Annotated in this window: 23 protein-coding genes; 11 read left to right on the top strand and 12 right to left on the bottom strand. The window is 71.8% G+C overall.

The annotated features are described in order from the left end of the window. Window position 1 precedes the first annotated feature (1 nt). The 7 genes from HJC40_RS16235 to HJC40_RS45280 all read left to right on the top strand — a co-directional run bounded on the left by HJC40_RS16235 (window position 2) and on the right by HJC40_RS45280 (window position 5,559). A complete protein-coding gene (locus tag HJC40_RS16235) occupies window positions 2–931 on the top strand; it encodes a F0F1 ATP synthase subunit gamma (protein WP_250001911.1) in 930 nt (309 codons plus the stop codon). Then, window positions 931–2,373: a F0F1 ATP synthase subunit beta gene (atpD, locus tag HJC40_RS16230; RefSeq protein WP_250001910.1), complete on the top strand. Its 1,443-nt coding sequence runs from the start codon at window positions 931–933 to the stop codon at window positions 2,371–2,373. Before HJC40_RS16235 ends, atpD begins: the two co-directional genes overlap by 1 nt. Window positions 2,374–2,545: 172 nt before the next feature. Then, window positions 2,546–3,661: an LCP family protein gene (locus HJC40_RS16225; protein ID WP_250001909.1), complete on the top strand. Its 1,116-nt coding sequence runs from the start codon at window positions 2,546–2,548 to the stop codon at window positions 3,659–3,661. A gap of 92 nt (window positions 3,662–3,753) precedes the next feature. Continuing rightward, entirely contained in the window at window positions 3,754–4,035 is a 282-nt protein-coding gene (locus HJC40_RS16220; protein WP_203381246.1) for a F0F1 ATP synthase subunit epsilon, read from the top strand. An 8-nt stretch (window positions 4,036–4,043) separates the two neighbouring features. After that, window positions 4,044–4,511: a DUF2550 domain-containing protein gene (locus HJC40_RS16215; RefSeq protein WP_250001908.1), complete on the top strand. Its 468-nt coding sequence runs from the start codon at window positions 4,044–4,046 to the stop codon at window positions 4,509–4,511. A 59-nt stretch (window positions 4,512–4,570) separates the two neighbouring features. Continuing rightward, window positions 4,571–5,389: a PhzF family phenazine biosynthesis protein gene (locus HJC40_RS16210; RefSeq protein ID WP_250001907.1), complete on the top strand. Its 819-nt coding sequence runs from the start codon at window positions 4,571–4,573 to the stop codon at window positions 5,387–5,389. 35 nt (window positions 5,390–5,424) lie between these two features. Next, entirely contained in the window at window positions 5,425–5,559 is a 135-nt protein-coding gene (locus HJC40_RS45280; protein ID WP_284043201.1) for a hypothetical protein, read from the top strand. Window positions 5,560–5,607: 48 nt separating this feature from the next. Here HJC40_RS45280 and HJC40_RS16205 read toward each other — a convergent pair whose 3' ends face one another. Further along, complete coding sequence (locus tag HJC40_RS16205) at window positions 5,608–5,997, bottom strand: VOC family protein (RefSeq protein WP_250001906.1); 390 nt, start codon at window positions 5,995–5,997, stop codon at window positions 5,608–5,610. After that, entirely contained in the window at window positions 5,997–6,572 is a 576-nt protein-coding gene (locus HJC40_RS16200; RefSeq protein WP_250001905.1) for a cob(I)yrinic acid a,c-diamide adenosyltransferase, read from the bottom strand. Before HJC40_RS16200 ends, HJC40_RS16205 begins: the two co-directional genes overlap by 1 nt. A gap of 103 nt (window positions 6,573–6,675) precedes the next feature. Here HJC40_RS16200 and murA point away from each other — a divergent pair, with 103 nt between their 5' ends. After that, complete coding sequence (gene murA, locus HJC40_RS16195) at window positions 6,676–7,962, top strand: UDP-N-acetylglucosamine 1-carboxyvinyltransferase (RefSeq protein ID WP_250002077.1); 1,287 nt, start codon at window positions 6,676–6,678, stop codon at window positions 7,960–7,962. Between the two features lie 25 nt (window positions 7,963–7,987). Here the strand turns inward: murA and HJC40_RS16190 are convergent, their stop codons facing one another. Next, window positions 7,988–8,332, bottom strand: coding sequence for a hypothetical protein (locus HJC40_RS16190; protein ID WP_250001904.1), 345 nt, complete (start codon window positions 8,330–8,332; stop codon window positions 7,988–7,990). A 139-nt stretch (window positions 8,333–8,471) separates the two neighbouring features. On the opposite strand from HJC40_RS16190, the gene HJC40_RS16185 reads away from it, so the two are divergent. Together HJC40_RS16185 and HJC40_RS16180 are read left to right on the top strand one after the other, a co-directional pair. After that, the gene (locus HJC40_RS16185; RefSeq protein WP_250001903.1) at window positions 8,472–9,320 is read left to right on the top strand and encodes a 3-hydroxyacyl-CoA dehydrogenase family protein; all 849 of its coding nucleotides are present in this window, start codon (window positions 8,472–8,474) and stop codon (window positions 9,318–9,320) included. A gap of 47 nt (window positions 9,321–9,367) precedes the next feature. Further along, the gene (locus HJC40_RS16180) at window positions 9,368–9,691 is read left to right on the top strand and encodes a hypothetical protein (RefSeq protein WP_250001902.1); all 324 of its coding nucleotides are present in this window, start codon (window positions 9,368–9,370) and stop codon (window positions 9,689–9,691) included. On the opposite strand, the gene HJC40_RS16175 is transcribed toward HJC40_RS16180, so the two are convergent. From HJC40_RS16175 to HJC40_RS16145, 7 genes are all read right to left on the bottom strand, one after another. Beyond that, window positions 9,688–10,983 (bottom strand): hemolysin family protein, encoded by a 1,296-nt coding sequence (locus HJC40_RS16175; protein ID WP_250001901.1) that lies wholly within the window; start codon window positions 10,981–10,983, stop codon window positions 9,688–9,690. The two genes, HJC40_RS16180 and HJC40_RS16175, sit on opposite strands and share 4 nt — an antisense overlap. A gap of 72 nt (window positions 10,984–11,055) precedes the next feature. Continuing rightward, on the bottom strand, window positions 11,056–11,841 hold the full coding sequence (locus HJC40_RS16170) for an ABC transporter permease (protein ID WP_250001900.1): 786 nt from the start codon (window positions 11,839–11,841) through the stop codon (window positions 11,056–11,058). After that, a complete protein-coding gene (locus tag HJC40_RS16165; protein ID WP_250001899.1) occupies window positions 11,838–12,677 on the bottom strand; it encodes an ABC transporter ATP-binding protein in 840 nt (279 codons plus the stop codon). The genes HJC40_RS16170 and HJC40_RS16165 overlap by 4 nt, the downstream gene beginning before the upstream one ends. A gap of 76 nt (window positions 12,678–12,753) precedes the next feature. Then, window positions 12,754–13,515 carry a hypothetical protein gene (locus HJC40_RS16160; RefSeq protein WP_250001898.1) on the bottom strand — a complete coding sequence of 254 codons (762 nt, stop codon included), beginning with the start codon at window positions 13,513–13,515 and terminating at the stop codon, window positions 12,754–12,756. Continuing rightward, window positions 13,502–16,102: an FtsK/SpoIIIE domain-containing protein gene (locus HJC40_RS16155; protein WP_250001897.1), complete on the bottom strand. Its 2,601-nt coding sequence runs from the start codon at window positions 16,100–16,102 to the stop codon at window positions 13,502–13,504. Before HJC40_RS16155 ends, HJC40_RS16160 begins: the two co-directional genes overlap by 14 nt. Window positions 16,103–16,159: 57 nt before the next feature. Then, a complete protein-coding gene (locus HJC40_RS16150) occupies window positions 16,160–17,527 on the bottom strand; it encodes a hypothetical protein (RefSeq protein WP_250001896.1) in 1,368 nt (455 codons plus the stop codon). Window positions 17,528–17,535: 8 nt separating this feature from the next. After that, window positions 17,536–18,150 (bottom strand): DUF4126 domain-containing protein, encoded by a 615-nt coding sequence (locus tag HJC40_RS16145; protein ID WP_250001895.1) that lies wholly within the window; start codon window positions 18,148–18,150, stop codon window positions 17,536–17,538. Between the two features lie 70 nt (window positions 18,151–18,220). Here HJC40_RS16145 and nucS point away from each other — a divergent pair, with 70 nt between their 5' ends. Further along, entirely contained in the window at window positions 18,221–18,880 is a 660-nt protein-coding gene (gene nucS / locus HJC40_RS16140) for an endonuclease NucS (protein ID WP_250001894.1), read from the top strand. A gap of 10 nt (window positions 18,881–18,890) precedes the next feature. Here the strand turns inward: nucS and HJC40_RS16135 are convergent, their stop codons facing one another. Next, window positions 18,891–20,384, bottom strand: a complete 1,494-nt coding sequence (locus HJC40_RS16135) for a DUF6297 family protein (protein WP_250001893.1) — start codon at window positions 20,382–20,384, stop codon at window positions 18,891–18,893. After that, window positions 20,381–21,028, bottom strand: a complete 648-nt coding sequence (locus tag HJC40_RS16130) for an ABC transporter ATP-binding protein (protein WP_250001892.1) — start codon at window positions 21,026–21,028, stop codon at window positions 20,381–20,383. Before HJC40_RS16130 ends, HJC40_RS16135 begins: the two co-directional genes overlap by 4 nt. Window positions 21,029–21,048: the final 20 nt, after the last annotated feature.

The following is a 21,048-nucleotide window of genomic DNA, read 5'->3' as shown; positions in this document are numbered from 1 at the left end:
CATGGCCGGTCAGGTACAGGCTCTCCGGCGGCGCATCCGCACCGTCAAGTCGACCAAGAAGATCGCCAAGGCGCAGGAGCTGGTGGCCACCAGCCGCATCGCCAAGGCTCAGGAGCGGGTCACCGCGTCCAAGCCCTACGCCGAGGCGATCACCCAGGTCCTGACCGCCCTGGCGTCCAACGCGACGATCGACAACCCCCTGCTGGTCCCGCGTGAGCGGGTCCGGCGGGCGGGCATCCTGCTCATCACCAGCGACCGCGGCCTCGCCGGCGCCTACAACGCCAACGCGATCCGCACCGCCGAGCAGCTGATCTCGCGCCTCAAGGCGGACGGCAAGGAGACGGTGCTCTACGTCGTCGGCCGTAAGGGCGTCGGCTACTACCGGTTCCGTAACCGGCCGATCGAGGCCAGCTGGACCGGCTTCTCCGAGCGGCCGTCGTTCTCCGACGCCAAGACGATCGGTGACGCGTTGCTGGAGGCGTTCGTCGCCGGCGCCGACGACACCGACGAGACCTACGGTCCGGACGGCATCCGGGGCGTCGACGAGCTGCACATCGTCAGCACGCAGTTCCAGTCGCTGATGACGCAGAGCGCGGAGGCGCACTTCCTGGCTCCCATGCAGGTCGAGGAGCGCGAGGTCGAGCCCGGGCTGCGTCCGGCCTACGAGTTCGAGCCGGACGCCGACGAGCTGCTGGACGCGCTGCTGCCGAAATACCTCAACACGCGGATCTACGCGGCGTTGCTGTCCTCGGCGGCGAGCGAGTCGGCATCGCGCCGGCGGGCGATGAAGAGCGCGTCGGACAACGCGGACGACCTGCTCAAGCGGTACACGCGCGAAATGAACTCCGCGCGGCAGGCCGCGATCACCCAGGAAATCAGTGAGATCGTCGGCGGCGTCGAGGCGCTGTCCTCGGCAGGAAGTGATATGTGATGACTGCTGTAGCTGAGCCCACCAAGACGGAGACCGGTGTCGGCCGTGTCGTCCGGGTCATCGGCCCGGTCGTCGACGCCGAGTTCCCCCGGGACGCCATGCCCGACATCTACAACGCGCTGCACGTCTCGGTGACCCTGTCCGAGGGCACCAAGACGCTGACGCTGGAGGTCGCCCAGCACCTGGGTGACAACATCGTCCGCGCGATCTCGATGCAGCCGACCGACGGCCTGATCCGTGGCGCCGAGGTCTCCGACACCGGCGCGCCGATCTCGGTGCCCGTCGGTGACGTGACCAAGGGCCACGTGTTCAACGCCCTCGGCGAGGTGCTCAACGCCGACCCGTCGACCCTGGACATCCAGGAGCGCTGGTCGATCCACCGCAAGCCCCCGGCGTTCGCCGACCTCGAGCCCAAGACCGAGATGCTGGAGACCGGCATCAAGGTGCTCGACCTGCTCGCGCCGTACGTGCGTGGTGGCAAGATCGGCCTGTTCGGTGGCGCGGGCGTGGGCAAGACGGTGCTCATCCAGGAGATGATCATCCGGGTCGCCCGCAACTTCGGTGGTACGTCGGTGTTCGCCGGCGTCGGTGAGCGCACCCGTGAGGGCAACGACCTCATCCTGGAGATGGAGGAGGGTGGCGTTCTCGACAAGACCGCCCTCGTCTTCGGCCAGATGGACGAGCCGCCGGGCACCCGCCTGCGGGTCGCGCTGAGCGCCCTGACCATGGCGGAGTACTTCCGCGACGTCCAGAACCAGGAGGTGCTGCTCTTCATCGACAACATCTTCCGGTTCACCCAGGCCGGTTCCGAGGTCTCCACCCTGCTCGGCCGCATGCCGTCGGCCGTGGGCTACCAGCCCACGCTGGCCGACGAGATGGGCGAGCTCCAGGAGCGGATCACCTCGGTCAAGGGCAAGGCGATCACCTCGCTGCAGGCGATCTACGTGCCCGCCGACGACTACACCGACCCGGCGCCGGCCACCACGTTCGCCCACCTGGACGCGACGACCAACCTCGAGCGGTCGATCTCCGACAAGGGCATCTACCCCGCCGTCGACCCGCTGGCCTCCAGCTCGCGGATCCTGGCGCCCGAGTTCGTCGGCACCGAGCACTACACGGTCGCCCGTGAGGTGCAGCGGATCCTGCAGAAGTACAAGGACCTGCAGGACATCATCGCCATCCTCGGTATGGACGAGCTCAGCGAAGAGGACAAGGTCACGGTGCAGCGGGCTCGCCGCATCGAGCGCTTCCTCTCGCAGAACACGTACGCCGCCGAGCAGTTCACCGGCGTCGCCGGCTCGACGGTCCCGCTCAAGGAGACCATCGAGGCGTTCAAGAAGATCAGCGAGGGCGAGTACGACAACTTCCCCGAGCAGGCCTTCTTCATGTGCGGTGGCCTCGAGGACCTCGAGAAGAACGCGCACGAGCTGATGAAGGGCTGATCCAGCCCGTTCAGCTGTCTCAGCATTGCCGGAGCCGCGCCGACCGTAAAGGTTGGCGCGGCTTCGCTGTTTCGTGACGTAACTTTGTCCGTTTTGCGGTAGTTGTAGCGCCGGGAGTACACCTCATCTGGTTACTCTTGACCATCAGTCGGGTGAAGGGGAGCACGTGGCGATGTCTTCGAAACGCACGCCCCTGTGGGCCCGGCTCTGCGCCGTCTTCGGATGTGTGCTGATGGTGGTCGCCGGTGGCGCCCTCGTGGCCCAGCAGGTGCTGGTCTCGCGCTATGCCGGCGCCGTCGAGACCCAGAATCTCTTCGGGGACCCGGCCGTCGCCGGCACCCCGCAGCGGGTCTCCGAGATCAAGGGGCCGCTCAACATCCTGCTGGTCGGCATCGACCCGCGCACCGACGAGCAGACCCCGCTGTCCGACTCGATCATCGTGGCCCACATCCCCGAGGATCTGAGCCAGGCCTACCTGTACTCGATCCCGCGCGACCTCGTGGTCGACATCCCGCCGTTCGAGAAGACCGGCTTCCGGGGTGGTCGCTCCAAGATCAACGCCGCGATGGGGTACGGCAGCTCGGTCGGCAACGGCAAGCACGACGTGGTCCAGGGTTTCGACCTGCTGGCCAAGACCGTCGGCAAGCTCACCGGCATCCAGAAATTCGACGCCGGCGCGATCATCAACTTCAACGGCTTCAAGGCGATCGTCGAGGCCATGGGCGGCGTCACCATGACGATCGACCAGAACGTCAAGTCGGAGCATCTGCAGCCCAACGGCAAGCCCCGCCCGCGCCTGTCCCGCTGTGCCGACAACTCGTGCGCCCATCCCTATTACGGTCCCCAAGCCGAGTACAAGAAGGGCACCTACCACCTCAAGGCGTGGCAGGCCCTCGACTACGTGCGTCAGCGCTACGGGTTGCCCCGCGGCGACTACGACCGTCAGCGTCACCAGCAGCAGTTCATCAAGGCGATGGCCAGCCAGGCGCTCAGCAAGAACGTGATCACCAACCCGGCCAAGCTCGACAAGGTGCTCAAGGCGGCCGGCAAGGCGCTGATCTTCGACGGCAACGGGCACGGCGTGGTCGACTGGGCGTTCGCGTTGAAGAACCTGCGCTCCGACGACATGACGCTGATCAAACTGCCCGGCAGCTCGATCATCGTGAACGGCGACTACCGCGGCGAGGAGCTGGCGCCCAGCGCGAAGGATTTCTTCGCCTCCGTCCGCCAGGACCAGGTGCGCAGCTTCATCTTCCGCAATCCCGAATACATCAACACCAACGGCTGACGCCTGTGGTGGTGACCACCCCCAGCCATCGCGGCCCGGGGTGCCGTCTAGACTTCACCCAATAGTTGAAGCAGCCTGAACAGGGAGACAGCGTGGCCAACCAGCTGCCCGTCAAGGTCGTCGCCGTCGAGGAGCGTGTCTGGTCCGGCGAGGCCGAGATGCTCGTCGCACGCACCACCGAGGGTGAGATCGGTGTGCTGCCGGGTCACTCGCCGCTTCTGGGCCTGCTCAAGGAGCCGTCGCAGGTGCGGGTCAAGCTCGCCGGTGGCGAGCAGCTCACCTATGACGTGTCCGGTGGGTTCCTCTCGATCGACGCCGACGGCGTGACCGTCCTGGCCGAGAGCGCCACGCCCGCCACCCCCGAGTCCCACTGACGCCGACGATGCGGGTTCTGGAAATCTTCGGAATCTGCGTCGTCGCGCTGCTCGCGCTTCTGTTCCTGGTCTTCATCCGCCGCCGGCTGCTCAAGTTCGGCGGCGGCACCATCCGGCTGCAGATCCGCGTCAGCACGCTCGTCCCCGGTCGTGGCTGGTCCACCGCGATCGGCCAGTTCGCCGGTGGCGAGCTGCGGATCCACAGGCTGTTCAGCTTCGCCTTCCGGCCCAAGCGCACGCTCGACCGCGCGTCGACCGTGGTCGAGGGCCGTCGCGACCCCGAGGGCCCCGAGCGGCTCACGATGCCCGGTCACTGGGTGATCCTGCGCCTGGCCACCACCCTCGACGAGCTCGAGATCGCGATGGCCTCGACGACTGTGACCGGCTTCCTCTCCTGGCTCGAGGCCGCGCCGCCGGGTCAGCCGGGCAGCGTCGCGCCCCGCCCGGCCATCCGCCCCGACCCGATCGAGCAGTGACGGCCGCGTCGCCCCGATTGGCTCTCGCGACCCGGGCCGAGGTCTCCTAGCGTCGAGTCATGCGTATTCGAATCGTCGACGCCTTCACCGACCGGCCGTTCGCGGGCAATCCCGCCGGGGTGGTCGTGCTCGACCAGCCGCAGTTCCCCGACGAGCAGTGGATGAGCCGGGTCGCCGCCGAGGTCAATCTCTCCGAGACCGCCTTCGTCCACCCCCTCCCGGCCGGGGACGAAGCCGACTACGCGCTGCGCTGGTTCACCCCGGCGGTCGAGGTGGCCCTCTGCGGCCACGCCACCCTGGCCACCGCCCAGGTCCTGCACAACGACGGCGCCACCAAGGGCACGGTACGGTTCGCCACCCGCAGCGGCGTGCTCACCGCCACGGCCGGGGACGACGACTGGTTCACGCTCGACTTCCCGACCGCGCCGCTGACGCCCGTCGCCGCCGACCCGGCGCTGGCCGACGTGCTGGGCGCGTCGCCCGTCTCGGTCCACCACACCGGCCCGAACACCGACGATCTGCTCCTCGAACTGCTCGACGAGGCGGCCGTGCGCGAGCTGACCCCCGACCTCGCCACGCTGGCCGGATATGAGCAGCGGGGCGTCATCGTCACCGCCCGCGCCGACGATCCGGCCGGCGGCTACGACTTCGTCTCGCGCTTCTTCGGGGCCGCGGCTGGGGTGGGCGAGGACCCGGTCACCGGCAGCGCCCACACCGCGCTGGCGCCGTTCTGGTCGGCCCGGCTGGGCGGTCGCACCGACCTGGTCGGCTATCAGGCGTCGGCCCGCGGCGGCTTCGTGCGGGTCTCCCTGCGCGGCGACCGCACCCACCTGACCGGCCGGGCGGTCACGGTGATCGACGGCTCCCTGCTGGTCTGACTCAGCGGACCGGCTCAGCAGGCCGGCTCGGCCGGGTGGGCCGGGACTGGGTCGGCCGGGTGGGCCGGGACTGGGTCGGCCGGGTGGGCCGGGACTGGGTCGGCCGGGTGGGCCGGGACTGGGTCGGCCGGGTGGACCGGGACTGGCTCAGCAGGGCGGGCCGGGACTAGGTCGGCCGGGTGGACCGGGACTGGCTCGGCCGGGTGGACCGGGGTGGCTCAGTCGGGCGGGCCGGACTGGAGCTCGACCTCGAAGCCCCAGGCGTCCTCCAGATAGGCGGCGTACGAGTCGGGGCCGCCGGCCCGGGGATGGGCGTCGGGGAAGAGCAGCGCCCAGCCGTGCGACGCCGACTCGGCGGTCAGCCGGTCGACCTCGGCGCGGCTGCCGGCGTCGAAGGCGAGGTGGTTGAGGCCGGGCGCGAGCCGGTCGTGCACGTCGCCGGAGAGTGCGGGGGACTGTTCGAGCACCAGGTAGACCCCGCCGCTGATCCACGAGCGGCCGCCCGGCCAGTCCTGATGGAGCTTCCAGCCGAGCTCGCCCAGCAGCCAGCCCCAGGGCCCGGCCGCCCCCTCGAGGTCGGGCACCCAGAGCTCGACGTGGTGCAGCATCAGGCCGCGCCGCCGCCCGGCACCCATTTCACGTCGCCGCCCGGGTTGGCCACGCGGGAGAGGATGAACAGCAGGTCCGACAGGCGGTTCAGGTACTTCGCGGGCAGATCGCTGGTCCGCTCGGGGTCCGACCGCAGCAGCGCCCAGGTCGACCGCTCGGCCCGCCGGGCCACCGTGCGGGCCACGTGGAGCAGCGCGGCCCCGGGGGTGCCCCCAGGCAGGACGAAGCTGTCCAGGGCCGGCAGCTGCTCGTTGAACCGGTCGCACCAGCCCTCGAGGCGGGTCACGTACTCCTCGGTGATCCGCAGGGGCGGGTACGGCGGGTTCTCGGTCTCGGGGTTGCAGAGATCCGCCCCGACGTCGAAGAGGTCGTTCTGGATGGCGGTGAGCACCTGCCGGAGGTCGGTGGGCAGGTCGCCGAGGGCCAGCGCCACCCCCAGCGCGGCATTGCACTCGTCGGCGTCGGCGTACGCCACGATCCGCGGATCGGTCTTGTCGGCGACCTCGTTGTTGCCGAGGCGGGTCTGCCCGGCGTCGCCGGCTCGGGTGTAGATGCGGGTGAGGTGAACGGCCATCCGCTGAGCCTAATCGCCCGGTCCGGCCGGTCCCGGCGGGTCGGGCCGCCCGGTGACGTCAGACCGACCCCGACGGACGTGGGCCCGGGTGGCGGCCAATACCATGGCCCGCGTGGATGTGATCAGGGTGAAGGGCGGCGTCCCGCTGACCGGCGAGGTCACCGTGGGCGGTGCGAAGAACTCGGCGCTCAAGCTGATGGCGGTCGCGCTGCTCGCGCCGGGCCGCAGCGTCGTCGAGAACGTTCCGCGCATCACCGACATCGCGATCATGGCCGAGGTGCTGCGGCGGCTGGGCTGCGAGGTCACCCTGACCGGTGGCCAGGCGACGATCGACGTGCCGGCCGACCCGGGCAGCGAGGCCGACTACGACCTGGTGCGGCGGCTGCGGGCGTCGATCTGCGTGCTCGGCCCCCTGCTGGCCCGGACGGGGTACGTCCGGGTCGCCCTGCCCGGCGGCGACATGATCGGCTCGCGCGGTCTCGACATGCACGTCTCCGGTCTGGCCCGGATGGGCGCGGAGATCTCGGGCGAGCACGGCTTCGTCATCGCGTCGGCGCCCGGCGGCCTGCGCGGCAGCAAGATCTGGCTGGACTTCCCGAGCGTCGGCGCCACGGAGAACCTGCTGATGGCGGCCGTGCTGGCCCGGGGCGTCACCGAGATCGACAACGCGGCCCGTGAGCCCGAGATCGTCGACATCTGCGAGATGCTCATGGCCATGGGCGCCAAGATCGACGGCGCCGGCACCTCGACGCTCACCATCGAGGGCGTCGACGAGCTGCAGCCGGTGCGGCACCGGACCATCGGCGACCGGATCGTCGGCGGCACCTGGGCGTTCGCCTCGGCGATGACCCGGGGCGACGTCACCGTCCAGGGGGTGCGGCCCGAGTTCCTCGACCTCGCGCTCGACAAGCTGGTCACCGCGGGCGCCACCGTCGATCCCGGGGACAACCAGTTCCGGGTACGCATGACCGACCGGCCGAAGGCCGTCGACATCGTGACCCTGCCGTTCCCGGGCTTCGCGACCGACCTGCTGCCGATGGCCCTCGGCCTGGCCTCGGTCGCCGAGGGATCGTCGCTGGTCACCGAGAACATCTTCGACGGCCGGTTCATGTTCGTGAACGAGATGGTGCGCTTGGGCGCCGACATCCGCACCGACGGCCACCACGCGGTCGTGAACGGGCGGGACAGGCTCTCCGGGGCGCCGGTGCGGGCGACCGACATCCGGGCCGGCGCGGGACTCGTCATCGCGGGGCTGTGCGCCGAGGGCGTCACCGAGGTCGGCGAGGTGCACCACATCGACCGGGGCTATCCCGACTTCGTCTCCGACCTGGCCAAGCTGGGGGTCGAGGTCGAGCGGGCCGATGTGCCCGAGCCGACGTTCGACTTCTGAGACACGCCGTCTTCCGGGACCCGCCCTACAGAGCCAGCCGGCGGGCTTCCTCGAGCTGCTCGGCGAAGACCAGCACGACGGTGCGCCCTTCCCGGTCGTACGTCCGGGTGGCTCTGATCCCGGCGTCGCCCAGCCGCCGGCGGATGTCGTCGGCGACCTCGGCGTCGGCCGTGACGGCGGCCGGGCAGAGCAGGCCGTAATCCTCGTACTCGGCGTATTCCGGCTCGCCGAAGATGGAGAGGCCGGCGACGTCGGGCTCGCGCACGGTCGTCCACTGCAGGCCCATCCGCCAGAAGACGGCGCCGAGAAAGCCGACCAGGCCGACGGCGATCAGCGGCCCGATGAGATACCAGCCGTTGCCCGACGCCATGGGCACAGTCTCGCACCGCTCCGCGACCTTTTTCCGGCGAATTGCCCCGATCGAGGCGGCACCCCTGGGCTGAGTCTTCGTTCAGGAACCCCGTTAGGGTGGGCTAGTTGTTTCCGGCGTCACAGAGGGGTGCACTTTCATGGCGGGTCGTTTGGCGGTCATCGGCTCCGGGCTCATGGGTTCCGGCATCGCGCAGGTCTCGGCGCAGGCCGGCTGGCAGGTCACCATGCGCGACGTGGACGACGCGGCGACGGGTCGCGGCATGGCGGCGATCCGCGACTCGCTGAGCCGGTTCGCGGCCAAGGGCCGGATCACCGAGGAGGAGGCCGAGGCGACGCTCGCCCGGATCACTCCCACCACCGACCTCGACGCCGCCGCGGAGGCCGACGTGGTGGTCGAGGCCATCTACGAGAAGGTGGAGGCCAAGCACGAGGTCTTCCGCGCCCTCGACAAGATCTGCAAGGCCGACGTCGTGCTCGGCACCAACACCTCGGCCATCCCGATCACCCAGATCGCCACGGTGACCGCCCGGCCCGAGTCCGTCGTCGGCATCCACTTCTTCTCGCCGGTGCCCATGATGAAGCTCGTCGAGCTGGTCCGGGGCTATCAGACCTCCGACGAGACGCTGGCCACGGCCCGGGCCTACGCCGAGGAGGTCGGCAAGACGTGCGTCGAGGTCAAGCGTGACGTCGCCGGCTTCGTCTCCAACCGGCTCTTCTCGGCGATCCTGGTCGAGGCGATCAGCCTGGTCGAGTCGGGCGTGGTCAGCGCGGCCGACCTCGACACGGTGATGAAGCTGGGCTTCGGGCACGCGATGGGCCCGCTGGCCACGGTCGACCTGACCGGCCTCGACGTCATGCTCAACGCGGCGAGCAACATCTACCGGGACACCGCGGACGAGAAGTTCTTCCCGCCGGAGTTGCTGCAGCGCATGGTCCAGGCCGGTGACCTGGGCCGGAAGAGCGGCAAGGGCTTCTACACGTACTGACCTGCCTTACCATGCCTTTAGCGACAAAGCGGGCATGGGGGTATGGCATGACGACACGCGCTGCTCCGGCGCCGGAGGACATGCAGTGGGCGCTCGCCGAGGCGAGCAAGGGCGCGCTGGCCGTCGCGCCGGGCTGGTTCCGGTCGTGGGGCACGACGGAGGACCGGTGGTCGGCCATCAACGTGCGGTCGGCCACCCAGGTGGTGGTCAACCACAGCCGCGAGGACGACCGGCACCCGAACAGCTGGACGGTGCGCGCGGTCTTCGGCACCCACACGGTCGAGCTGCGGGTCGGCCCGTACGACTCGATGGATCAGGCCGTGCTGGTCGCGCACGCCGTCCTGTCGGTCGCCTTCAACGACGCGAGCTAAGAGGCCTGCTCCTGCTCCTCGCGGTCGCGCTGGGCCACGCGCAGCCGTACCTTGGTGATCGCGCGGCCGGTGACCTCCACGACCTCGGCGCCGTGGCCGTCGATCTCCACGATCTCGCCCGGCTCGGTGGGGATGTGCCCCAGGTGGGCCAGCACGAGGCCCGCGACGGTGGTGTAGTCGCCCTCGTCCAGGTTCTCGACGTCGACCCCGATGTCGGGCAGGTCATGGATCGGGAAGGTGCCGGGCAGCAGCATCGCGCCGTCCGGTTCGCGGATGATGCCCTGCACGTCCCGGTCGGTCTCGTCGTAGATCTCGCCCACGACCTCCTCGACCAGATCCTCCATGGTGATCATGCCGTCGATCGCGCCGCGCTCGTCGACCACCAGGGCCAGTTGCTGACGCTGCAGACGCATCTGGCGCATCGCGTCCGACACCTTGAGCGTCTCGGGCAGGAACAGCGGCGCGTACATGTGGCGGCGCACCGGACCCTCGGCGTTCACCAGGTCGCGCAGGTGCACGATGCCGAGCACGTCGTCGAGCCCCATCGGGCCGGTGACCGGCGCCCGGGAGTGGCCGCCGGCGATGAGCTGGGTCAGAGCCTCGGCCGAGGGCGCCTCGGCCGAGACGACCAGGACGTCCCGGCGGGGCACCAGGATCTCCCGCAGGATCCGGTCGGCGATCTCGAACGCGCCGCTGATGATCGTGCGCTGTTCCGGCGTGAACTCCTGCTGCTGGGTGACCAGGTCGCGGATCTCCTCGGTGGTCACCTCCTCGCGTCCGGCCTGCGGGTCGTTGCCGGTGATGCGCACGACCAGGTCGGTCGACTTGCCGAGCAGCCACACCGCCGGGCGGGACAGGGCGGCCAGCATGTCGAGCGGACGGGCCACGGCCATCGCCCAGCCCTCGGTGCGCTGCATCGCGACCCGCTTGGGGGCGAGCTCGCCGACGACCAGCGTGAAGAAGGTCAGCACGATGGTGACGAGCACGATCGCCACCGGGTTGGCCGCGGTGCCCAGGAAGCTGAGCGGGCCGGTCAGCGGCTTGGCCAGCGACACCGCGGCCGAGGCCGAGGCCAGGAAGCCGGCCAGCGTGATGCCGATCTGGATGGTCGCCAGGAACCGGTTGGGGTCACGGGCCAGCTTGGCCAGCGTCCGGCCCGTGCGGGACTGCCGCTCGAGCCGTTGCAGCTGGCTGTCGCGCAACGAGATCAGCGCCATCTCGCTGCCGGAGAAGGCCGCGTTGAGCAGCACCAGCACGATGACGAGGACGATCTGCCAGCCATATCCGCCCATGGCGGCGACCAACTCCTTAGCTCAGGGATACGCCGGTTTACCCGCCGGCGCCCGGCATCAAGCGTCTCAGACTCAGCCGTCGCGCTTTGTCGTCCATTTGAACGTCACCAGACAGAGGACGAGAGCGAGCACGCACCACACGCCGAGCACGATCGCGACCCGGGGCAGGTCGAACGAGCCGCCGGGCTCCTGCGCGCCGAACGACTCCGGCAGGAAGACCGAGCGTAGACCCTGGCACAACCACTTGAGCGGGAAGAGCCCGGCCACGGTCTGCATCCAGCCGGGCAGGCTGGTGAAGACGAAGAAGACGCCGGAGATGAACTGGAGGACGAGCGCGACCGGGGTGACGACGGCGGGCGCGCTGCGACCGGTGCGGGCGACGGAGGAGAAGGCCACCCCGCAGAGGGTGCAGGCGGTGATGCCGAGTGCCGAGACCCACAGGAAGGTGAGCCACTTGGCCCCGCTGTCGGGCAGGTCGAGGCCGAAGAAGAGGGTGGCCACGGCCAGCAGGATCACCGTCTCGAGCACGGCGATGAAGCCGACCATCAGCACCTTGCCGGCGAAGTAGACCCACTTGGGCATCGGGGTGCCCAGGAAGCGCTTGAGCACGCCGCGGTCGCGCTCGGCCGGGATCTGGATGGCCAGCGACTGGAAGCCCGCGGTCATCAGGCCGGTGCCGATCATGCCGGTCACGAAGTACTGGGTGAAACCGACGCCGGCGCCGATGTCCCCGGTGAAGATCGACCCGAACACGACGATCATGATCGCCGGGAAGGCCAGCGTGAAGACGACCTGCTCGCGGCTGCGCAGGAACTGCCGGACCTCCAGAACCCCCTGGTGATAGCCGAGCGAGGTCACGCCACGTCTCCGATCATCTCGAGGTAGACGTCCTCCAGCGACGGGCGCGACACCGTCAGCGCCGGCACCTCGCCCCCGAACTCGGCGGCCAGCTCGCTCACGACCCGGGTCGGGGTGGCGGTCCGGGTGCTCGCCGGGGCGCCTTCGGCCGTACGCCAGGAGACCGTGGCCTCGGCCGACTCGCGGTGACCGAGGCGGGCCGGGCTGTCGACCGCGATGAGCCGGCCCCGCGCGATCACCCCGACCCGGTCGGCCAGCGCCTCGGCCTCCTCCAGATAGTGCGTGGTCAGCACGATCGTGGTGCCGCCGGTCCGCAGCTCGCGGATGAGCTGCCAGAACTCGCGGCGCGCCTCCGGGTCGAAGCCGGTGGTCGGCTCGTCCAGGAAGAGCAGCTCCGGCCGGCCGATGATGCCGAGCGCGACGTCGAGGCGGCGCTTCTGTCCACCGGAGAGCGTGTGCGTACGGGCCCGCGCCTTGTCCTTCAGCCCGACCCGCTCGATCACGGCGACCGGGTCGTCGGGCCGGGGGTAGAAGCGGGCGAAATGCCGGACGACCTCGCCCACGGTGAGCTCGTCGAACTCCCCGGTGCCCTGCAGCACTATGCCGACGCGGTCCCGCGCCGTCGCGGTGCCGGGGTCGGCACCGAGCACGCTGACGTCGCCCGAGTCACGCTTGCGGTAGCCCTCGAGGATCTCCACGGTGGTCGTCTTGCCGGCGCCGTTGGGGCCGAGCAACGCGAAGATCTCACCGCGGGGCACGTCGAGGTCGACCCCGTCGACGGCGACGGTGCCCTGGTAGGTCTTGCGCAGGGCGCGCACCCGGATCGCCGACTCCATGCCCCTGACCGTAGAGGCAGCGGCGCGATGTCGCTGTCCGGCGAGGGTCGCTCCTCAGGCGCCCGGCCGGGCCGGCTCAGCGGGTCGATGCGAAGGCCAGCGACATCAACGTCGCCGCGACCATGCCGCCCAGCAGCGTCAACCCGATGCCGCCGATGTCCAGGCGCGCCTGCAACCGCCGATGCGCGAACAGCGCCGCCACCGGCACCCCGGCCGAGGGCGCCACGAGGAACGCCAGCCAGCCCAGCGCGCGGATCACCGCGCCGCCCCAGACCCCCGTGCTGCCGAACGTGACCAGACCCGAGCCGACCAGTCCGGCCAGCGCGGCCACCACCGCCCCGACCAGGGGCAGCAGCGGCAACGCCCAGCGCGGCAGCGCCCGCCGGCCGGCCGGGCGGATGGTGTGGTCGATGCGTTCGGCCGCCTGGGCCAGCAGGGTCCGGGGCGACGGGCGCGCCGTGCCCGGCGCCGTCGACGAGGCCGGCGACGACGCGGCGCTCGGCAGCGCCACCCGCGGCAGCGACTCCACCGGCGCGGGCTCGGGGAGTTCGCCCAGCGAGCGCATCCGCAAGCCGCGGGCCTGCCGCAGCTGGTCCCACAGCCGGGCCGCCTCCCGGTCCACGTCGAGCACCTGCGCGGCCGCGGCCCCGGCCCACCGGTCGGCCGAGAGCGCGTCGCCCTCGGCCCGGGCCAGCTCACCCGCGGCCTGCGCGGCGCTCTCCTGATAGGCCTGCTCGGCCTGGCTGAGCGCGGCGTCCCGGCGGCGGGTCGCCTCGGCCAGGGCGCTGACCATCAACTGGTAGTCCCGTCCGATCGGCTGGCGGTCACGTGTGGTCACTGTTCACCTCGTACGGGACGATGACTTCCGGGGTGCGGTGCACCGAGCGGTCGAAGAACAGCGCCCGGCGGGTGCGCGGATACCAGGCCGGACCGCCGGGCTGGGGATGCAGCGGGGCCAGGTCGGCGCCCTGCACGTCGAGCGCCACCCACGCGCCGACCGGGTCGAGCCGGGCGCCGAGACCGCCCAGCGAGTCCCGCAGCCGGTTCACCGAGCGCCACCAGCCGAGCACGTGGGTGCGCTGTTCCGGGCCGTCGGTGAGCAGCCGCCGGAGCGCGGCCGGGTCGGCGCTCGCGTCCAGCGCGTAGCCGATCACGTAGTGCGGGACCGGCCGGTCGGCGAGGTCGGGCAGGTCGGCGCACCAGTCGGCCGACGGCAGTTCCGCCATCAGCCGGGCGGCCGGACGGGATGCGTCGGCGTCCAGGCAGACCAGGCTGAAATGGGCCGGGCCCTGGGCGGCGAGCGACAGCGCCGCGGCCGCGAGCACGTCGCAGGCCTCGTCGGTACGGGTTCCCAGGACGGCCAGGTTGCGACCGGGCATGCGTCCCAGGCGCAGGCGGGCCGGGCGAGCGGCCACGTCGATCCGTTCGCCCAGCACGGCTCCGGGCGAGGACCCGACGGGCGAGGCGACGGTGGGCACCGGGCCGGCCGGGCGGCACGTGTCCGGCAGCCGGGGAACCGCGTCGCCGTCGAAGAGCCGGGGCTCCTCGCAGCCGTCGGGGCGGTCCCGCCAGAGCCGTCGTTGCAGACTGCGCCAGACCAGGCGGTCGCCCGCGTCCGGCAGCCGGACGATCTGGTTGGCGCCGGACGTGCCCGACTGGGTGTTCACCACCGCGTGGAAGCGGGGGATGACCGCGGCGGCCAGGTTGTCGTCGGCCAGGATGCGACGGGCCTTGGGCAGGGCGATCCGGAGCGTGAACTGTCCGATCAGGCCGGAGCGGCCCCACAGCGCCTCGATGCCCGAGACGTCCTGCGACGCCAGGATGAGGTGGATGCCCTGCGAGCGTCCCCGGCGGGCCAGGTCCTCGAGCAGGGTGACCGCCTCGTCGGCGACCGCGTCGCGGCCGGCCAGCAGCACCTGGAACTCGTCGATCACCGCGACGATGCGCGGCCAGTGTCCGGTCGGGTCCTCGGCACGCAGCTCGGCCAGTTTGGACGCGTCGAACCGCTTGGCCGCCTGGGCCCGCGTCCGCAGCTCCTCGCCGAGGTGGCGCAGCATCGCGAGGCCGAACTCGCGGTCCCCGTTCACGTTGATCCCGGCCAACCGCACCTGGGGCAGCCAGCTGGAGTCGCGCGGCCCCGGCACGAAGCGGGCGAACGACACGCCCTCCTTGAAGTCGAGCAGGTAGAGCGCGAGCTCGTCGGGCCCGTAGCGGGTGGCCAGCCCGGCCAGCCAGGCGTAGATCAGGTTGGTCTTGCCCGAACCGGACGGCCCGCCGATCAGCGCGTGCGGCGGGTCGTCGCCGAGCGGCACCTCGATGAGCGAGCCGTCGGTGCTGTCGCCGATCGGGGCGGCGAGCCCGTGCGCGGACGACTCGGCCCACAGCTCGCGGGGTTCCAGGTCGGCCAGGCGGGCCGGTGGCGGTCCCGCGCGCAGTCGCTCGGCGACGCCGCGGCAGAAGGCGGCCACCCGTTCGGGCGGGGGCGGTGGGTCGAGCCGAATCTCCAGATCGCCGGTGAGGTCGCAGGTGGCGGTGCGGTCGCGCACCCGGAGGCGGCGCACGCTCGGGTGCTCGGCCAGGTCGAGGCCCCGTACGACGAGGTGGACCCCGCACGAGACGCCGGTGCGCACGATCCGGTCGAGCTGGGCGCGCTGGGCGTTGGTCAGCTCGCCGGCCGTGGCGGCGTCGGCGAGCAGCACGACCACCCGCCACGGCTCGGCCCGCGGACCGATGGTGGCCGCGGTCAGGTCGGCCAGCGACTGGTGCTCGCCGGCCAGCACCGTCTCGTTGACCCGGCAGATGTGCTCGACCAGCTCGTCGAGGGTGGCGCCGAGGCTGCCCGGCCCGATGAACGAGATGCCGAGCGGCGCGAACGAGGCCAGCGTGCCGCCCAGGTGCTCGGGGTCGTAGACGGTGAGCTGCACGTCGCCGGGCCGGCTGGTGCCGAGCGCGCGCAACAGCACGCCGGTGATCACCGCGTCGGCCTCGGCGGCCGGCCCGGCCAGGTTGAGGTGGGCCGCGTCGAGGAACGGGATGAGGGCCGGCAGGGCGGCGGTGTCGTCCAGCGTCAGCGTACCGATGCGCAGCAGGCCGGGGCGGGCGCCGGGCTCCGGTTCGGTCGGCGACCACATGCGCCAGGGCAGGCCGGCCGCCCCGCCGGCGCTGAGCGCGGCCAGGTGGCGCACGTTGCCGGCGAGCCGGGACGACTCGAACTGGAACCGGCGTTGGACGTCGCGGCGGGCGGCGTCGCGGGCCTCGGCCAGCTGGTTGAGGCACGTCGCGTACGCGTCGCGGACCAGCTGCCGCCGGTTCTGCGTCTCGCCACGGGCCGACTCGGCCTCGGCCAGCACCGCCCGGGCAGCCCCGCGCGCCTCGGCGAGTTCCTGCCGGACGGCGGCCACCAGCGCGTTGCGTTGGCTACCCACACGACCCCCAGAATTGCACGATGGGGGATTTTACCGATTTCCTCCCGTATCGGTCGGTTATGTGCTGCGTGTCGGCGCGGTCCGGTTATCGCCCGGCCGGGCCACCCCACGCGCGTCGCCGCTGGTCAGCTCCGTCCACAGTCGAGCGGCGACCAGGTCGGCGCCCTCGTTGTGCCAGCGTCGCAGCGTCCCGCGCGGCACGTAGCCGCGCATCCAGTCGACCGCCTGCCGGGCGTCGCGCTCCAGCCCGTCGGTCCGCATCCCCCGGGCGTACGGGTTGAGGCCGAGCACCGTGCAGAAGTGCAACGCGTTGTAGTGCCGCCACTCGTCGGTGGTGTCGAAGGACCCGGCCGGACGCAGGCTGTCGACGCTGTCCCGCAGCACCGCCCGCAGCTCGGTGGCCCGTTCCAGCGGCTGGTCGAGCGCCCGGCCGGTGAGCCGCCGGTCCACGGCGGGCAGGTCGGCCAGCGGGCTGCGCATCAGCCGGCCGAGGTCGCCGTAGTTGTCGAGCGCCTGCCGCGCGTACCGCAGGAAGTCGTCCTCGGCCGTGGCCCGCAGCCGGCGGCGCGACCAGCGCCGGGGAAGCGCCTCGGCCAGCAGCAGCAGCGCCGCCCTGTTCCGGCGCAACGGCTCGTCGCCGCGGAAGGCGACCAGGTCGAGCGCGCGGTGTGCCGGCCCGCCGAGCCCGGCCGCGGTCATCACCGCGGCCAGCACCGCGAACTGGAGGAAGGACAGAACCGGCTCGTCGTCCACCGCCCACACGGTGACCGCGACCGGCCCGCCCACCAGCACCGTCACCACCAGGGCGGCGGTCGCCGAGCGGATCAGGTCGGGGCGCAGCCGTTCGCCGGTGTCGGCCGCGTCGGCCACCGCGACCAGGAAGCCCAGCATCAGCAGATCGAGCCCGATCGCGGCCACGACGAGACCGGCCGGGAGGACCGGGCCGGACGGGCCGAGGTCGACCGGCAGCAGCAAGGCGGCCAGGGCCAGGGCGTACAGGGTGGCGGCGACCGCGAGCGCCGCGGTGAGCATCGGCGGGCGCACCTGATCGCGGAACCGCCAGAGCAGCACCAGACCGCCGAGCAGCGGAGCCACCACGACCAGCCGGCCGGCCGCGGGCAGGGCCACGGCCATCACCAGGAAGACGCCGCCCAGGATCATCCAGCCGAGGTCGATCTGGCGGCGTTCGGGCACCGAGGACGGCAGCAACGCGACCGCGGCGCCGGCCCAGAGCAGGGCGGGCGCGCACAGCAGCACCTGCGCGGCGACACCGTCGGGGTCCACAGTCCACACTGCGACCCCGGCGGCGTACGCCAGAAGCGCGCCCGCCGCCCGCAGCGCCGCCGGCCGCATCGGGTCGCGGCCGGCCAGATAGCAGGCGGCCCACCACGTCAGGGCGAAGGCGGGTACGGCGATCGCGGGCACCGGAAGAGTCAACCAAACACTTGTGGCGCGCCGGAACCCGAAAGTGACCGGCGACGCCGGCGACGCCGCACCACCCAGATCCCGGCCAGGACCATCACCACCAGTCCGACCAGGACCAACACCGGCAGCAGGATGGCCAGAACGGACATCACCACGCTGCCGACGTCTTCCGCCGTGCTGGCCACGGGCGCCCCGAACCCGGCGGTTGTGGCGTTCACCACCGGTCGCGAGGCCGCCTTGACCCCGTGCACGACAAGCGCGATGACCACCCCGGCGGCGATCGGGACCCACTGGTGCGAGCCGAAGAACGAACCAGGGTCGCTGACCGTGACCGTCTCGGAGGACGACCCGGCGCCGAAGGCGAGTCCGCCCGCGGTGGGCCGCACGACGGTCTGCACCACGTCGTTCACGTGGTCGACCACCGGCACCTTGTCGGCGACGACCTCGATGGCCAGCAGCACTGCCAGGATCAGCAGGGTCCAGCCGTTGGACAGCCAGCTCCAGCCGGTCGGCAGGTCGATCGTGTCGGTGTAGCGGGCGAGCAGGCCCATCGTGAGCAGGGGGATGTAGGCATTGAGCCCGGCGGATGCGGCCAGGCCGGTGCCGGTGAGCGCTTCGAGCACGGCTCCAGGATGACAAACCCCTGCGAACGCCGCTTGGCCCGCGCGCCGGCCGTGACGGTACTGTCGTCCGGTGCGCCTGGTCATCGCGAAGTGCTCGGTCGACTATGTCGGCCGGTTGTCCGCCCACCTGCCCACGGCCGTCCGGCTGGTGATGGTCAAGGCCGACGGCTCGGTCTCCATCCACGCCGACGACCGCGCCTACAAGCCGCTGAACTGGATGAGCCCGCCCTGCAAGCTGCAGGAGGCGCCCGGCGTCTGGAAGGTCGTCAACAAGGCCGGCGAGGAGCTGCGGATCACCCTGGAGGAGATCTTCCAGGACACGTCGTACGAGCTGGGGATCGATCCCGGCCTGGTCAAGGACGGCGTCGAGGCGCACCTGCAGGAGTTGCTGGCCGCCCACCCCGAGACGTTCGGCGAGGGCTGGACCGTGGTGCGCCGCGAGTTCATGACCGCGATCGGCCCGGTCGACCTGCTCTGCCGGAACGCCACCGGCGGCTCGGTGGCCGTCGAGGTGAAGCGGCGCGGCGACATCGACGGCGTCGAGCAGCTGACCCGCTACCTCGAACTGATGAACCGCGACCCGCTGCTCGCGCCGGTGCAGGGCGTCTTCGTGGCTCAGGAGATCAAGCCGCAGGCCCGGGTGCTCGCCACCGACCGCGGCATCCGTTGCGTGGTCGTCGACTACGACAAGCTGCGCGGCATGGAACGGGACGAGCTCACACTCTTCTAGTGCGACAGCTCTAGTGCGACAGCTCGGTACGGTCGTCGCCGGTCGTGCCGGACAGGTAAAAACGGGCGCCGGCCACGCCGAACACCGCCTGCACCAGCACCGTCGTCCAGGACAGGCTGCCCTGGCCGATGGCGATCCAGGCCGGGATGCCGAGCAGCAGCAGGTCGGGGCCCATCACCGCGTTGACCAGCGGACCCGTTGACAGCGTGCCCATCGGGGTGTCCAGCGGCAGCAGTTCGTTGCGGACGAAGCCGACCCGGGCCCGGTGCACCGCGGCGGCCGCGCCGACCGGGGCCAGGGTGAGGCCCAGCGCCCACCACGGGCCGGACGCCAGGTTGCCCAGCAGGTCCAGCAGGGTCAGCGTGCCGACCGCCCACAGGCCGGCCAGGACTCCGGGCATCCACAGCCGCTGCAGCACGGCCTGCCGGGACGACAGGCCGAGCAGTCGCAGCAGCACCGGGTTGCCCGCGTCGGTCTTGACGTTGCCGGCGGCCGTCAGGCCGGCGACCAGGCAGCCGAGCAGCACGGCGGCGCCCAGCACCCAGCCGGGCGCGCCACCCAGCAGCACCGGCAGGGCCGCGCCCAGCGCCAGCCAGAGCAGACGGCTCCGGCGCCGGAGCGTCAGCAGCAGGTCCTGGGCGACGAGCACGGGAAGCCTCGGGAACAGGCGGGTCGACCGCAGCCGGCGGCGGGCCCAGTAGCGCCGCTCGATCATGTCGGTGAGGAACGACGGCTCGATGCCGAACGCCGTGTCGAAGAGCGTGCCGGCCGTGCGCGACGCGTCGAGGATGCGATCGCTCGGCGTGGCCGCGAGCCCGCGGATGACCAGGGCGAGCGCGACCAGCACGACCACGCCCAGAACGCCCACGATCGGGGCCAGCGTCGTGACGGCGGGCCACTGCTCGATCGTCCGGGGCCGGTCGAGGGTCGTGCTGGTGACCAGCCCGGCCAGCCCGGCCGCGAGGATCAGGCCGGCCAGCCGGTCGAGCACGTCACCCCACCGCCCGCCCGCCTGGGCCGCCGTGGCCACCAGCAGCAATGTGAGCCCGATCAGCCCGCCCCCGGCGACCAGCAGGGCCACCTCGTCGCCGGCCTCGGCCCGGGGCGCGGCGTGGCCGACGATCGCGAGCCCGGCCAGGGCGCCGATCACCACGGCGACGATCCCGGCGATGCGCAGCGAGGGCAGCAGGAGCCGGCGCCGGCTCACCGGGGCGGGCAGCAGCCACGAGGCGGCCGGGCGGCTGAGCGCGAGCGGACCGAACCGGCGCAGCGCCAGATAGAGCGGCCCGTAACACACCGCGATCAGGGAGCCGGCGGCCAGCGCGGAGGTGTCCGGCGCCGGGGGCCAGAAGATCGCGGCGACCTGCCGGTGCAGCATGCCGCCGATGATCGCTACGGAGAGCACGCCCACGTAGAGGCTGCTGAGGGTGGCTCCGCGCTCGCGGTGGGCGGACTGGGTGCGGCTGATCCAGCGCCGGACGGGAGCCAGCGGGACGACGGTCATGGCGTGACCGCGCTGAGCGACTCCATCGTGGTGACCGTCGCGCCCGAGGCGGCCGCGAAGGAGTCGTCGTGGCTGGCCATCAGCAGCGAGCCGCCGCCGGCGACGTAGTCGGCCAGCAGTCCGGCCACGTCGGCCCGGCCCTCGCGGTCCAGACGCTGCTCGGGCTCGTCGAGGATGAGCAGGGAACTGGGCCGCAACAGGGCGATGGCCAGCACCAGGCGCTGCTTCTGGCCGGAGGACAGCGACGGCGGGATCGCGTCGACGTGCCCGCCCAGGCCGAACCGTTCGAGCGCCTCGTCGACGCCGGCCTGATCCGGGTCCTGACCGTGGGCCCGGCAGACCAGCTCGGCGTGCTCGCGGGCGGTGAGACCCGGATACCACGTCGGGGGCTCGACCGTGGTCACCACGGCTCGCCAGAACTCGGGGGTGGCGCCCGGGTCGCCGCCGAAGACGTGGATCGTGCCCTCGTCGGGTTGCTGCAGGCCGCTGACGCAGCGCAGCAGGGTCGATTTGCCGATCCCGTTCTCGCCGACGACGCAGACACCCGCGCCGGCCGGCACGGTCAGGTTGACACCGACCAGGACGGGCGTGGAGCCATAACCGACATGCAGGCCGTCGACCTCGACAGCGGGGTGATCCACCACTTGACGGACGCTAGCAGTCG

Source organism: Actinoplanes sp. M2I2 (assembly GCF_023544445.1).
GTDB lineage: Bacteria > Actinomycetota > Actinomycetes > Mycobacteriales > Micromonosporaceae > Actinoplanes.
The sequence above is the reverse complement of the archived record's forward strand: the minus strand, read 5'-3'. Positions and strand labels throughout refer to the sequence as shown.

Bases quoted from the DNA above. Each gene is read 5' to 3' on its own strand.
- HJC40_RS16235 (WP_250001911.1), top strand. From the start codon at position 2: ATGGCCGGTCAGGTACAGGCTCTCCGGCGGCGCATCCGCACCGTCAAG.
- atpD (WP_250001910.1), top strand. From the start codon at position 931: ATGACTGCTGTAGCTGAGCCCACCAAGACGGAGACCGGTGTCGGCCGT.
- HJC40_RS16225 (WP_250001909.1), top strand. From the start codon at position 2,546: ATGTCTTCGAAACGCACGCCCCTGTGGGCCCGGCTCTGCGCCGTCTTC.
- HJC40_RS16215 (WP_250001908.1), top strand. From the start codon at position 4,044: ATGCGGGTTCTGGAAATCTTCGGAATCTGCGTCGTCGCGCTGCTCGCG.
- HJC40_RS16210 (WP_250001907.1), top strand. From the start codon at position 4,571: ATGCGTATTCGAATCGTCGACGCCTTCACCGACCGGCCGTTCGCGGGC.
- HJC40_RS16205 (WP_250001906.1), bottom strand. From the start codon at position 5,997: ATGCTGCACCACGTCGAGCTCTGGGTGCCCGACCTCGAGGGGGCGGCC.
- HJC40_RS16200 (WP_250001905.1), bottom strand. From the start codon at position 6,572: ATGGCCGTTCACCTCACCCGCATCTACACCCGAGCCGGCGACGCCGGG.
- murA (WP_250002077.1), top strand. From the start codon at position 6,676: ATGGCCCGCGTGGATGTGATCAGGGTGAAGGGCGGCGTCCCGCTGACC.
- HJC40_RS16190 (WP_250001904.1), bottom strand. From the start codon at position 8,332: ATGGCGTCGGGCAACGGCTGGTATCTCATCGGGCCGCTGATCGCCGTC.
- HJC40_RS16185 (WP_250001903.1), top strand. From the start codon at position 8,472: ATGGCGGGTCGTTTGGCGGTCATCGGCTCCGGGCTCATGGGTTCCGGC.
- HJC40_RS16180 (WP_250001902.1), top strand. From the start codon at position 9,368: ATGACGACACGCGCTGCTCCGGCGCCGGAGGACATGCAGTGGGCGCTC.
- HJC40_RS16175 (WP_250001901.1), bottom strand. From the start codon at position 10,983: ATGGGCGGATATGGCTGGCAGATCGTCCTCGTCATCGTGCTGGTGCTG.
- HJC40_RS16165 (WP_250001899.1), bottom strand. From the start codon at position 12,677: ATGGAGTCGGCGATCCGGGTGCGCGCCCTGCGCAAGACCTACCAGGGC.
- HJC40_RS16135 (WP_250001893.1), bottom strand. From the start codon at position 20,384: ATGACCGTCGTCCCGCTGGCTCCCGTCCGGCGCTGGATCAGCCGCACC.